We start from the raw sequence: 12,956 nt of genomic DNA on the forward strand, positions 1-12,956 counted from the left end.
TCAAGAATTGCTCTTTCATTTTATCGAGGATTCCTGTACTCCCTACTAAGTTGTATGCTGCGTGCAGTCACCTCTCAAAATAAAATTCAATTCTCGAAATCATGCGAGTATACAATCAAATTTACCAATATATGAGTGATCTTTTCAGTTTTAACAACGAAAAAAAAACTAAAATCATCAATTCTTATAGTGCAAAAGATATTGAAGTATTAGAAGGTCTTGAGCCTGTTCGGAAAAGACCAGGGATGTATATAGGTGGTACTGATAGTACCGCTATGCATCATCTAGTTTCCGAGGTGCTGGATAACGCTATGGATGAAGCGGTTGCCGGCTTTGCGAATGTTATCGCTATAAAAATGCATGCAGATCATAGTCTTACTATCTGGGATAATGGCCGCGGGATACCTATAGACAACCATCCTAAATTTCCTGATAAATCAGCATTGGAAGTGATTTTAACTACGCTGCACTCCGGCGGCAAATTCTCAAGTAACGTCTATCAAACAGCTGGCGGATTGCACGGCGTTGGCATATCAGTAGTTAATGCTTTATCAAAATATTTAGAAGTAAAAGTTTATCAACAAGGAAAATTGTATAAGCAATCATATTCCAAAGGAGAAAAATTAACGGAATTAGTATGTGAGGATATACTTAAAAAACTAAAAGGTACAGCTATAAGCTTTGTTCCCGATCCTGAAATTTTCGGTGAGAATATATATTTTAATCCTAAAAAAATCTACGAACTTGCTCGTTCAAAAGCTTATTTATATCGCGGTGTTACTATCGAATGGGAATGTGAACTTGAAACAACGGCAGATATACCGAGCAAGGCTTTAATAAATTTCCCAAACGGTTTAAAAGATTATTTAACCTCAAAAATTACTACTGAAGATTTAATAACTCCTAATATTTTTTCGGGGAATACGGAAGGAGAACAAGGAGGAGCAAAAATTGAATGGGCAATTTGTTGGCAAAATAGTGAACAACAAGCATTTATCCAATCATATTGTAATACGGTGCCGACCCCTCTTGGCGGTACTCACGAACAGGGGTTAAAAAGTGCTTTATTACGAGGCCTCAAAGTATATGGTGAGATGGTCGGTAATAAGAAAGCCGCTAATATAACAATCGAAGATATTTTGGAAACCGCTTTAATAGTACTGTCGATCTTTATCCCTGAACCGTCATTTCAAGGACAAACTAAAGAAAAGCTAGTATCAAACGGTGTCAGTAAAATCGTTGAGAATATGATAAAAGATCATTTTGATCATTGGCTTAGTAGTGATAAGACAGCTGCAACTGCACTAGTTGAGCATATTATTAATATAGCCGAATATCGTATAAATAAGAAAAATGAAAAAAATATTTCTCGTAAAACCGCTACTCAAAAATTACGTTTGCCTGGTAAACTTGCCGATTGTACACGAACTTCGCCGATCGGTACGGAATTATTTATAGTAGAAGGCGATTCGGCTGGGGGTTCTGCTAAACAGGCGAGGAATAGAGAAACTCAGGCCGTACTTCCTTTATGGGGAAAAGTATTAAATGTTGCAAGTTCCACCGTGGAGAAAATTGTTAATAATCAATCGATTCAGGATTTAGAAATAGCGCTTGCCTGCGGTAGCTTGAAAAATTATCGTAGCGAAAATTTACGGTATGAAAAGATAATTATCATGACCGATGCGGATGTTGATGGTGCGCATATAGCCGCGCTTTTAATGACGTTCTTTTTTCTTAGAATGCCTAAATTGGTAGAGGAGGGGCATCTATATTTAGCAAAGCCGCCGCTTTATCGCTTAACTCAATCTAACAAAACTCATTATGCCGGCGATGAAGACGAAAAAACTGGCATGATAGCTAAATTATCTAAAGCCAGTAAAGCTAAAATTGAAATCGGTAGGTTTAAAGGTCTTGGCGAAATGATGCCTGCCCAGTTAAAAGAAACTACCATGAATCCTGAAAAAAGATCGCTAATAAAAGTTACTCTGGAAAATTTTAAGAATGTTGATAAAATAGTAGATGATTTAATGGGCAAGAAGCCAGAAAAGCGTTTTCAATTTATCTATGAGCAAGCTTTAGTTAAAATGGATAAAATAATAAATAACCTGGATATTTAGCTTTGTGGTTGTCGATGTCGTTCCTGTTATCCCTTATGTCATTCCTGCGAAGGCGGGAATGACATAAGGGGCAGTAGGAATGACATAGGGAACAGCTGGAATGACATCGAAGTTCAGGAGTAACATCCTATAATTAATTATATTTGGAATATTATGTATTTACGTTTAATTTTACTATTATTTTTTATCGCAAATATCACTTCTGCTTTTGCTGAAGAAGAGGAAGAAGTCAAAAATATCATAACTGATCAAGAAGGTTATAAACAGTTTCAAGAAGTATTTGAGTTGGTAGATAAAGATTATGTACAAGTTCCTGATAAGCAAAAAATGATTGATGAGGCAATTAATGGTATGTTAAGTTCTCTTGATCCTCATTCAAACTATTTTACCGGTGAAGATTTAGAAGATATATTAACTTTTACCGAAGGTGAATTTGGTGGAATTGGTGTTGAAATAATGTATGATAACGGCGCCATTAAAGTAATATCGCCAATTGATGATTTGCCTGCTTATAAAGCGGGCATTAAAGCTGGTGATTATATAGTTGGAGTAAATGATGAATTAGTTTCTTCTTTAGGTTTTAATAAAGCTGTAAAAACGATGAGAGGACCGTCTGGCAGTAAAGTTAAATTATTAGTGATTAAAGAAGAAGAGCCTAAACCACAAGAAATAGAAATTACTCGTGAAATAGTTAAGATAAAGCCGGTAAAAGCGCATTTAGAAAAAAGTAATATTGCTTATATTCGTATAACCACTTTTAATAAATTAACGATTTCAGAATTAAAAGATGCTGTAAAAAGATTAAAAACTGAAAGTAAAGATAATATTCAGGGCATTATATTAGATTTACGTAATAATGCAGGTGGTATATTAGAGCAAGCTATTGCTGTTAGTGAGTATTTTATTGATTCCGGAATAATCGTTACAACTAAAGGAAGAACTAAGGCAAGTAATAGTAAAGTTAGTGCTAATAGATTTTCATCAAAAGCTCCGAAAGTACCCGTAATAATTTTAATAAATGGTGGTTCTGCTTCTGCATCAGAGATAGTAGCTGGTGCTTTGCAAGATCATAAGAGAGCATTATTAATGGGTACAAAATCTTTCGGCAAAGGATCAGTTCAATCACTAATGCAAATTAGCCCAAGAGCTGCTATAAAATTTACTATTGCTAAGTACTATACGCCAAATGGTCGTTCCATTCAAGCAGAAGGTATTGAACCGGACATTATTATAAAACCAGAAAAAATTGAATATACGGAAGAAAAAAAGTTGGACATACGTTTTTCTGAAAGTTCTTTAAAAAATTATTTAAAAAATGATAAGGAAAAAGATAATGATAAAAAGTCTGATTCATCTAAAAATAAAGATAGTAAAAAAGAAACAAAAAAGAAAAATAATAAATCAGAAGAGGAGCAATTATCAGAATTATATAAAAAAGATTATCAATTTGCACGGGCTTATGATGTAATTAAAGGATTAATTATTAATAATCAGAATAGTCAGTTAAATACAAAAATTGAGGGTAAGTAAGTATACTCGATGCTCTATGTCATTCCTGCGAAGGCAGGAATCCAAACTTTCTAACTTTTGTCAGGCTGAACTTGTTTCAGCATCTTTTTTAGTAGATACTGAAATAAATTCAGGATGACGACAAGACTGGATTCCGTGGTCAAGCCGGTGTTGTTGCATAGCTCGGAAATTATACCAAATTCTCCGATGTCATTCCCACGAAGGTGGGAATCTAGAAACTAAAAGGTGTAACACTATAAATTTTACAACTAAAAGCTTAAATTATTTTACCTTTTTCTGGATTCCCGCCTTTAGCTAGAATGACATCGAGCGCTTTTAAGAGCCATGCAACAACGTCGGTCAAGCCACGGAATGACAAACGCCGTAAGCCAATGCCCTAAGGCAATCTTTACAACAAAAAGATCAAATATAATGAACCAAAATAAATATATAGTAAGGTTGTCATTCATTATATTATTTCTTAATATTATCATAAATATAATGCTTTATCGTTATTTTATGATAAAGGAAATGATCTTAAAGCAAGTTGCCGCAGAGAATAATCAAATTTCCGAACTTTACATAAAAAATATTTGGAATGCTCATCCAATAGCAACAGGTAAGTTGCATAACGTTGGGTATATGAGTCTATTAAAAGATCAAGATTTTATTGAATTTGCTAGCGCTTCTGCTAACTGGTTTACTAACCTTAACGCTAATATTTCTTTATACGATCTTAAAGGTAATAAATTTATCACTAGTAATCTGCTTAATATGTATAGTGTAAAACGTTACCGAAGCGATAATTTATATGAAATAATTACTACAAAAATTGATAGATATTTTTTAAGAGAATTTATTGCGAGTGATACACTTAATAAAGTGTTTCAAGGAATTACAAGCCATGTATTATTACCTAAAGTAATAATAGAAAATGAAAGTAATAATACAATAACAAAAGCTTCTTTTGTTACAAGCTATATCCCTATAATAGATAAAGATGTATATAATTTTCCAGTGGACGGCGTATTAGAAATTAATACTGATATTACTGCTCAATGGGCAAATATATTAGAACTTGAAAAAAAAGTTTTTATAACATTTATCATTATTTTCATAATATTCTGTACGATAATAATTAGTAATACTAATTATGCTAGGCAGATTATAGATCAGCAGCTTACAACAAATAGGAATTTAAAAGCTGAGATAATTAAAGTAGAAAATACTAGCTCGTCAAATACTAAGTTTTTTGCTAATATCAGTCATGAACTGCGTACCCCTCTTAATGCCATAATAGGTTTTTCGGAGATTTTAATGTCAGAAAAAGACATTACGAAAAATAGTAATTATATAAAAGATATTAATGATGCCGGTAAACATTTACTTGCAATGATTAACGATATTTTAGACCTTTCTAAAGCCTCTGCCGATAAATTAAAAGTAGATAATATCGATCTCGATTTAAATAAATTAATAATCTCTTCAATAACCCTTGTTAAACCAAGGGCGGATCAAGCAGGAGTAACACTAATTGATAACCTGCCAAAGGATCATATTATTATAAAAGCTGACCCTAAGAGGCTTAAACAAGTATTATTAAATCTTTTATCAAATGCAGTTAAATTTACTAATGCAGGCGGGAGCGTAACAATAAATATTGAACAAAATGAGCCAGAAAAATCTGTATATATAAAAGTTATAGATACTGGTATCGGTATTGAAGAAAAAGATATACCGAAAACATTATCGGCATTCGGGCAAATTGATAGTGAGCTTAGTCGAAAATATGAAGGTACGGGGCTTGGATTGCCCTTAACAAAAAAGCTAGTTGAGCTTATGCATGGTAAGTTTAATTTAGAAAGTAAAATAAATGAAGGAACAACGGTAACTTTGACTTTTTTCTGTGACGGAAGTATGGAAGTATAAAAAAATATGGAATAATAGAAATTTTTTGGTATACTGCTCCTGGATGAAGAGTTAAGAGCGGTCACCTCGTGGCTTGACCATGGGGTCTAGAAAAAAGTCATGCTGAACAAGTTTGCCGCATCTTTTTAGTAGATCCTGAAATAAATTCAGGATGACAACAAGACTGGATTCCGTGGTCCAAGCCACGGCGTGACAACCGTTTTCTTTAAATTGACACCATTGCTAGAACGACATCAAAAAAATAAAAAATATATGAAAATAATTACATTAATAATTACTGTTTTATTACCCTTCTACGCATTTGGAGATAGCCAGGCAATAAAAAGTAAAAGCTTAAATTTTGTAGTAAATAACGATTATGAAAGTAGATTAGATGAGCAAGAAAAAGAAATTCAGCGCTTACTAGGGAAGATTGAAATTTTAGAACATAAAATTGGAATAATCACAAATCAGTCAAATATTATAAAATCTGATGAAAGCATTAACCAAGCAGCAGAAGTTGATTCTGCTCCTGATGTATTTGATGTATCAACTTTAGAAGAAATAAATAATAGCCCTAATTCTCAAATTCCTGTAGAAAGCAAAAAAAATGTAGAAATAACCGACAAACAGGCTTATGATCTAGCTCTTGCTTCTTTTAAAGATGGCAATTTTGCAGAAGCCGAGAAAAAATTTGCTGCTTTTATCAATACTTATCCAAAAAGTGCAGTAATTAGTAATGCTTATTTTTGGTATGGTGAAAGTTTTTTTAAACGCAAGGATTTTAACAAGGCGGCAATTAATTATTTAAAATGTTATAAGGAATCGCAAAAAGGTCCTAAATCTTCTGATGCTTTACTAAAATTATCACTATCACTTGGTGAATTAAAGAAAACCCAAGAAGCTTGTAACATACTTGTAAAACTTGATAAAGAGTTTCCGACTAATCGTTCTGCAACGTCTAAAAAAATGGCAGAGGATGCGAAAGTTAAGTTTGGTTGTAAAAATAAACAAAGTAAATAAAAATGTCTGATATTTTAGAAGAAGTATTAAACGATCAAAATGAAGAAAAAAGGTTAAAATTTTTCAAAAAGATTTTGCCTGTCATTATAGTTTTTGCAATAATTATTGTGATTATAATGATAGTCAATAATAAGTATAAAGATAAACAAATTAAAAATAATCAGGAAAACGGTGACATTTTTGTTAAAGCCATAGCTATTGAAACAATCGAAGGCAATAAGGCTTTGGCATTTAATACCTTGGAAAGTTTAAGTAATACAAGTAATAACAGAATAAAAGAAATTGCTTTATTAGAGCAAGTTGCTATAAAAATTTCTGAAAAGAATTATTCAGATGCTAAAGCTTTATTAGAAAAAATTATTCAAAATACCGATTATCAAGAAATAACAACGGCTTATGCCCGTGTTTCATGGTTAAGTTTAATTATTGACGAAGAAAATTTAAACAATTTGGATAGAGAAAAGGCGTTAACATATTTAAAATATTTTAACGATGAAGAAAAGGCTTTTTGGGCTACCGCCAATCTTATAAAAGCAATTTGGGATATCAAAAATGATATGCCGTATGCAGCAAAAGAAACTTTAAAAATACTAATAGCATCAAATAACGCCCCGGAGCTAACAAAAGATCAAGCCAGAGCTTTGCTTTCAAATTTAGATATTAATAAGGACAAGAGAATATGAATAAACTAGCAATCTTATTACTACCTTTTATTTTAATTTCTTGTAATGGGCTTGGACCTAAAAGGGTAAAAAATATTGTGGAATTAACTCCAAGGCTTTCTGAGCAAACTAACGAAGCTGTATATTTGGATTCTAATAAAAATAGCTTTTTTACCCCTGAACTGTTAAAAAATAAAGCATATTCTTTTAGTAAGTATAAAACTATCACCGAACCGGTTTTTGTTGATAACATAATTTATACCTTAGATATGCGATCAAATATATCGGCATTTTCGAAAGACAAGAAAAGTACAATCTGGTCGTATAATATTAGTAGACATAAACAAGATAATTATATTGGCGGCGGGATTTTGCATCATAATGGTAAATTATATATAACATACGGTTCAAGGTTACTAGTAGTATTAGATGCAAAAACAGGGCATGAATTAATAAGGAAAGAGTTACCCGATATTATTAGAATTAAGCCGATTATGCTAAGCGAAAATACTATTTTAGTTCAAACTATTAGTAACCAGGTTATTGCTTTAAATATGCAAACCCTAAATACTACTTGGCAACATGAGGGAATGGTTGAGGTTTTATCGACTAGCTATCAAGTGGCGCCTATATTAGTTCATGATCGTGTTATAGTTACTTATAGTTCAGGGCAGATTTTGGCTATTAATATTAAAAATGGGGAGATCCTTTGGAGTTTTGAGCCTGTAAATCCTGAAAGTACGGCTTTGCCAAATTTTGAAGAAACAGGTATTTTATGCTCGCCTATTAGTGATAATGATAATTTATATATTGCAAACGGCATGGGTAAAATAATAAAACTAAATATAACAACTGGAAGAATTGTTTGGCAAACTGATGCTAAAGATGTTCAATCAATGTCATTAATCGGGAATAGCTTATTCGTAACAAATAATGCTCGGCAAATTGCCGGTATAAGCCTTGCGTCAGGTCAAATAAAATTTGTTGCTGATTTAAATGAGGGTAAGGATATTAAAAAATTAAAATCAGCAATTTTCTTAGCGCCATTAATAAGTAAAGATAATACAGGTCAAAATTTAGATATTATTTCCGTTAACGGAGTTTTGTATAGTTTTCGATTAGATGAAAATGGTCATTTAAAAACGGCGCCGACAATTACAAAAATTATCAAAAATATTCAATATTATGGGATAAACGATAATGATATGTATTTTTCTACAGATAAAGAAATAATATTCGGTATGAAAAATCTGTAAATCTGTGAAATTATATACTGCTCGTATTTTGAGAATTGAATTTTATTTTGAAGGGTGAACGCACGCAGCCTATACTTAATAGGTGCCAAAATATAATAACTTTAATGATTGAATCCCCTGATAAAATGAAAAAACAATTCTTGAAAGATGAGTAGTATATTTAACTTGACAAATAACCTGATTTAATGCTATTTAATGAACTCAAAATAATCTTAATTTAAATAATTATAATTAAAAAGATATTACTGTGAAAACTTATTCTGCAAAACCCTCGGAAATTCAAAAAAAATGGTGGGTTATAGACGCACAAGACCTTGTTCTTGGAAGGCTTGCTAGTAAAGTCGCTAATATATTGCGTGGTAAACATAAGCCTACTTTCACTCCTCATATGGATTGTGGAGATAACGTAATTATAATTAACGCCGAACATATAAAATTAACCGGTAAAAAAGCCGCATTAAAAGACGGTAAAATATATTACAGACATACAGGGTTTCCAGGTGGAATAAAGGAAACTACTGCCGGGAAAATTTTAAGCGGTAAATATCCTGAGCGTGTTGTTAAGATGGCCGTAAAAAGAATGATTACCAGAAATGTCTTGGGTACAAAACAAATGAGTAATTTATATGTTTACGCTAAAGAAGATCATCCTCATCAAGCACAACAACCGGTAGCTTATGATTTTGCTGCTCAGAACCCTAAAAATAAAAAATAATTTATAATATGACAGAATTAAAAATTAAAACTGAAAAAGAACCTTTAATTCAAAAAAAATTATCGGTTATACCTTCTAAAGAAATATCTGATAAGAAAGATTCAGGAAGTATCGGCAAATTTTATGCTACTGGTAAAAGAAAAAACGCTATCGCCAGAGTTTGGATAAAAGCCGGTAAAGGAAAAATAACCGTTAACGAAAAAAATATAGATCAATATTTTACTTCTAATACTCATGTTAAAACTATTTTACAACCGTTTATTTTAACAAAAACTAGCGGACAATATGATGTAATTTGTACTGTTAAAGGCGGGGGGATTTCTGGACAAAAAGGTGCTATTTTACATGGGATTGCTAAAGCGCTTGATATATCAGCTCCGGAATTTCATCCGCTATTACGTAAAGGTGGATTTTTAACACGTGATTCTAGAGTTGTAGAACGTAAAAAATACGGTCAACGTAAAGCACGTAAGAAAACACAATTCTCTAAACGTTAAGATATTATTTGCAACTATTTATGTCGTTCCCGTGAAAGCAGGAGTTGTTTCTGTGGCTTGAAAAAAGTGTTGTGTGTCATTCCTGCTTTAGGTGTGGGATCCAGAAAAATAATAGTCATCCTGAATTTATTTCAGGATATACTAAAAGATGCTGAACCAAGTTCAGCATGACAAGGAAAAGTCTGGATTCCCGCCTTTAGCTAGGAATGACATAAGAATGCAGGAAATGACATAATAATACTGCCTATTTAATAACTCTTATAACTTTTTTAGTTCCTCTGGCGGGGTAGCTCAGTTGGTTAGAGCGACGGAATCATAATCCGTATGTCGGGGGTTCAAATCCCTCCCTCGCTACCATCAATATCACGATTAATAAAATATATAAATTATAGTTCATTGTATATTATTCTAGTTCAGCATTGCTATTATCGATACTTCAAATCTCATTGCGTAACTTGATAAGCCTTGTTGCATGGTTCAAATTTTGGTGTCAATTCTAGCTGCGGCATTGCTCACGTGTATATCTTCAACCGTTAAGAGGTATTCACGCAACAATACCTTTTCTCAAAAGAGGGAATCTACTTAACAATATAACAAAAGTTAGATACCAGCTTTCGCTGGTATGACACCAAAAATTTGAATCATGAAGCAATGCTTGTAGAGGTAAGCCATGACGATTTGAGTATTCAAGCAAAACGGCCCCGCGGAAATAACATAAACGTCATTGCGAGCGACTAAAAGAAGCACAGCAATCTAGAAAAAACAATGTTTAGATTGCCACATCGGCATAAAGGCCTTTTCTTGCAACGACGGGGTAAGGGTCTGGCCCTGCAACAAGACCTTTAGTTGCTCGCAATAATAAATTTTATTGATTAATACGCTCTAGGCAAATTTTTTCTGTAATATTTTTTAATTTTTCTACTCTCTCAATAAGATATTGTAGTTGCTCTTTAGTAATTTTATAATTTCTGTTATATCTCGCTTCAACATAAGCTTTTTTTAGTAATTCAAAACATTCTTTTTGTTCAGGAGTTGCTTTAGGGAATACTTGCCATAATTCACTATTATAATTTGCTACTCTGCTCTCTATTTTTTTTATGTCGTGTAGTTTTGGTTTATAATTAGAAAAAACTAATAAAATGCTACTGTAAAAACTTTCCGTAGCTTGATGAAGATAAAAAGCACTATGTCTAAGGCTTTCTCTTTCTAAATTACTTTTAGAATCTATAAGAAATCCTGCTCCAAAATCAAACCACTCTTCATAATAATCTTTAGCAATTTCTTTCATCTCGCTCCAGGGCAAATCTTTAGCGTTGCTAAGTGTAAATTCACCGCTATCATATAAAAGAATACCCTCTTTTTTGATATCCGTGTAAAAATAACGCCTTTTTTCTAATTGCTCATTTATCTCCTCCATTGATTCAAGAATTATAGATATCTCTGAATCATATGGGATAATTTGAGGTTTTATAATTCCTTTTTTTTCTACCTTTTATATATTTTATCTTCTACCCTTAAGGTAGCGTGTCCTTTATATTTACCTTTTTTGAGAATTATCAAAATATCAGTATCGCTATGATAGCCATTAGGTAGGTCACGCACCCAATCGCCTCTTGCAAAAGAGCCATACAAGATAATCATAGCGATTTTATCTTGTGCAATATCTAAGATTTGGCTTACTACATAATTAAGCCTAACTTGGATATGCAGGGATCGATCAGGTAAAATTGTCTTCATAATGGATTATTATGTATTATATAAGATAGCCTAAGAAAATATTACAAAAACTAGACTACTGCAAGGGTATTAGATGTATTGCTTGGTGGATTAATTCTACATCGTCATTGCGAGGAGATTCGTAGAATCGACGTGGCAATCTAGAAAAAACAATGTTTAGATTGCCGCGTCGGCATAAATACCTCCTCGCAATGACGTAGTGGTCTACGCTCCTCACGTTGAGATATCCACACAACAACGCCATCCGACGTTGTTGCATGGCTCTTAAAAGCGCTCGATGTCATTCTAGCTAAAGGCGGGAATCCAGAAAAAGGTAAAATAATTTAAGCTTTTAGTTGTAAAATTTATAGTGTTTACACCTTTTAGTTTCTAGGTTCCCGCCTTTAGCTAGAATGACATCGGAGAATTTGGTATAATTTCCGAGCTATGCAACAACACCACGCCATCCTCGCAATGACGATTGAGGGTATCCTCGCACGCAACAATGCAGAACTAGAATGACATAAAACACATTTTAATTTTCTATATAACAATGCTTTGGGGGAATATATTTACAATTAGAAGTAAGGAATTTTGGTTGCGGGGGCTGGATTTGAACCAACGACCTTCAGGTTATGAGCCTGACGAGCTACCGGGCTGCTCCACCCCGCGATAATAATACGAATCTAGAAAATAATAAATCTCATAGCATTTTTGCTATTTTTTTCTAGATTGCCAAGTCGACACGAGGTGCTTCCTCGCAATGACGGTGTTTTTTGTAACGATTTCGATCCATACGACAATGCTTTTCTACAAGACGTTGTTGCGTGGGTCAAATTTTTGCAAAGCGTTCAATGTCAGCCGTGTCTTGACCCCGGCATCCAGTCTTTTTACTAAGATTTTTTCTGGATACCCTGGCGCGGGGCCACGATCTACTTGTAATAACTTAATCTTACTCTGCTTCCGGTTTTTTTGGTGCACCAAAAGAAAGACCGGAGAATTTTTTATTAAAATCACTAATGCTTTTATTAGATTGATTAACAACATTTCCCATATCTTTGTTCCAAGCCGGATGCTTTCTATAATCAACATCCATTAAAATCTCACCGGTAGGATGAGCGGACATTGTCTTAAAAGTATCGCTACTAATCTTAATTAAAAAATCTTTATATTCGGGATGTATGCCGCTTTTCATAATGTCCCTGCCAATTTATTCTGAATTATTTTTCTTTTAATAGCTTTTGCATTATCGGATAAAATATTATTAGACACTTTTATCATATATTCATCAAAACCACCGGCTTTTTCTACCGAACGTATGCATTTTGCATTTACTGACAGTCTATATTCCTGAGCGGTTGCATCGCTTGTAAATTTAACGGATCTTAAATTAGGCTCAAAACGCCTTCTGGTTTTGCGTTGCGAATGAGATACATTATTGCCGTACAAAACACCCACACCAGTGAGCTCACACCTACGAGACATAAGTCAAATACCTTAAACTTAACTATAAATAATTTATGAGAATATAATGTAAATATAAAGAGGTGTCA

At 33.1% G+C, this 12,956-nt stretch carries 12 protein-coding genes and 2 tRNA genes; 9 read left to right on the forward strand and 5 right to left on the reverse strand.

Translation table 11 applies throughout. The features are described from left to right. Positions 1-131: 131 nt before the first annotated feature. The 9 genes from parE to OTR29_RS01390 all read left to right on the forward strand — a co-directional run bounded on the left by parE (position 132) and on the right by OTR29_RS01390 (position 10,044). The gene (gene parE, locus OTR29_RS01350; protein WP_422228868.1) at positions 132-2,117 is read left to right on the forward strand and encodes a DNA topoisomerase IV subunit B; all 1,986 of its coding nucleotides are present in this window, start codon (positions 132-134) and stop codon (positions 2,115-2,117) included. Between the two features lie 153 nt (positions 2,118-2,270). After that, positions 2,271-3,647 carry a S41 family peptidase gene (locus OTR29_RS01355; protein ID WP_422228869.1) on the forward strand — a complete coding sequence of 459 codons (1,377 nt, stop codon included), beginning with the start codon at positions 2,271-2,273 and terminating at the stop codon, positions 3,645-3,647. A 411-nt stretch (positions 3,648-4,058) separates the two neighbouring features. Further along, positions 4,059-5,555 carry a sensor histidine kinase gene (locus tag OTR29_RS01360; protein ID WP_422228870.1) on the forward strand — a complete coding sequence of 499 codons (1,497 nt, stop codon included), beginning with the start codon at positions 4,059-4,061 and terminating at the stop codon, positions 5,553-5,555. Positions 5,556-5,807: 252 nt separating this feature from the next. Further along, positions 5,808-6,557 carry a tol-pal system protein YbgF gene (gene ybgF, locus OTR29_RS01365; protein WP_422228871.1) on the forward strand — a complete coding sequence of 250 codons (750 nt, stop codon included), beginning with the start codon at positions 5,808-5,810 and terminating at the stop codon, positions 6,555-6,557. A gap of 2 nt (positions 6,558-6,559) precedes the next feature. Then, positions 6,560-7,240 carry a DUF2659 family protein gene (locus tag OTR29_RS01370; RefSeq protein WP_422228872.1) on the forward strand — a complete coding sequence of 227 codons (681 nt, stop codon included), beginning with the start codon at positions 6,560-6,562 and terminating at the stop codon, positions 7,238-7,240. Then, on the forward strand, positions 7,237-8,475 hold the full coding sequence (locus tag OTR29_RS01375) for an outer membrane protein assembly factor BamB family protein (protein WP_422228873.1): 1,239 nt from the start codon (positions 7,237-7,239) through the stop codon (positions 8,473-8,475). Before OTR29_RS01370 ends, OTR29_RS01375 begins: the two co-directional genes overlap by 4 nt. Before the next feature lie 247 nt (positions 8,476-8,722). Beyond that, a complete protein-coding gene (gene rplM, locus OTR29_RS01380; protein ID WP_422228874.1) occupies positions 8,723-9,190 on the forward strand; it encodes a 50S ribosomal protein L13 in 468 nt (155 codons plus the stop codon). An 8-nt stretch (positions 9,191-9,198) separates the two neighbouring features. Then, positions 9,199-9,687: a 30S ribosomal protein S9 gene (gene rpsI, locus OTR29_RS01385; protein ID WP_422228875.1), complete on the forward strand. Its 489-nt coding sequence runs from the start codon at positions 9,199-9,201 to the stop codon at positions 9,685-9,687. 280 nt (positions 9,688-9,967) lie between these two features. Next, positions 9,968-10,044: transfer RNA gene (locus OTR29_RS01390), tRNA-Met, on the forward strand. Positions 10,045-10,552: 508 nt separating this feature from the next. On the opposite strand, the gene OTR29_RS01395 is transcribed toward OTR29_RS01390, so the two are convergent. The 5 genes from OTR29_RS01395 to rpmB form a co-directional block, all read right to left on the reverse strand. Continuing rightward, positions 10,553-11,104, reverse strand: a complete 552-nt coding sequence (locus OTR29_RS01395; RefSeq protein ID WP_422228876.1) for a HEPN domain-containing protein — start codon at positions 11,102-11,104, stop codon at positions 10,553-10,555. Between the two features lie 68 nt (positions 11,105-11,172). Beyond that, positions 11,173-11,424 carry a nucleotidyltransferase domain-containing protein gene (locus OTR29_RS01400; protein ID WP_422228877.1) on the reverse strand — a complete coding sequence of 84 codons (252 nt, stop codon included), beginning with the start codon at positions 11,422-11,424 and terminating at the stop codon, positions 11,173-11,175. Between the two features lie 574 nt (positions 11,425-11,998). Continuing rightward, positions 11,999-12,075: transfer RNA gene (locus OTR29_RS01405), tRNA-Met, on the reverse strand. A gap of 280 nt (positions 12,076-12,355) precedes the next feature. After that, positions 12,356-12,598: a 50S ribosomal protein L31 gene (locus tag OTR29_RS01410; RefSeq protein ID WP_422228878.1), complete on the reverse strand. Its 243-nt coding sequence runs from the start codon at positions 12,596-12,598 to the stop codon at positions 12,356-12,358. Beyond that, entirely contained in the window at positions 12,595-12,888 is a 294-nt protein-coding gene (gene rpmB, locus OTR29_RS01415) for a 50S ribosomal protein L28 (protein WP_422228879.1), read from the reverse strand. Before rpmB ends, OTR29_RS01410 begins: the two co-directional genes overlap by 4 nt. Positions 12,889-12,956: the final 68 nt, after the last annotated feature.

It is taken from the genome of Rickettsia endosymbiont of Halotydeus destructor, assembly GCF_049278075.1.
GTDB lineage: Bacteria > Pseudomonadota > Alphaproteobacteria > Rickettsiales > Rickettsiaceae > Rickettsia.

Excerpts from the sequence above, each read along its gene's own strand:
- parE (WP_422228868.1), top strand. The coding sequence starts at position 132 with ATGAGTGATCTTTTCAGTTTTAACAACGAAAAAAAAACTAAAATCATC.
- OTR29_RS01355 (WP_422228869.1), top strand. The coding sequence starts at position 2,271 with ATGTATTTACGTTTAATTTTACTATTATTTTTTATCGCAAATATCACT.
- OTR29_RS01360 (WP_422228870.1), top strand. The coding sequence starts at position 4,059 with ATGAACCAAAATAAATATATAGTAAGGTTGTCATTCATTATATTATTT.
- ybgF (WP_422228871.1), top strand. The coding sequence starts at position 5,808 with ATGAAAATAATTACATTAATAATTACTGTTTTATTACCCTTCTACGCA.
- OTR29_RS01370 (WP_422228872.1), top strand. The coding sequence starts at position 6,560 with ATGTCTGATATTTTAGAAGAAGTATTAAACGATCAAAATGAAGAAAAA.
- OTR29_RS01375 (WP_422228873.1), top strand. The coding sequence starts at position 7,237 with ATGAATAAACTAGCAATCTTATTACTACCTTTTATTTTAATTTCTTGT.
- rpsI (WP_422228875.1), top strand. The coding sequence starts at position 9,199 with ATGACAGAATTAAAAATTAAAACTGAAAAAGAACCTTTAATTCAAAAA.
- OTR29_RS01395 (WP_422228876.1), bottom strand. The coding sequence starts at position 11,104 with ATGGAGGAGATAAATGAGCAATTAGAAAAAAGGCGTTATTTTTACACG.
- OTR29_RS01400 (WP_422228877.1), bottom strand. The coding sequence starts at position 11,424 with ATGAAGACAATTTTACCTGATCGATCCCTGCATATCCAAGTTAGGCTT.
- OTR29_RS01410 (WP_422228878.1), bottom strand. The coding sequence starts at position 12,598 with ATGAAAAGCGGCATACATCCCGAATATAAAGATTTTTTAATTAAGATT.
- rpmB (WP_422228879.1), bottom strand. The coding sequence starts at position 12,888 with ATGTCTCGTAGGTGTGAGCTCACTGGTGTGGGTGTTTTGTACGGCAAT.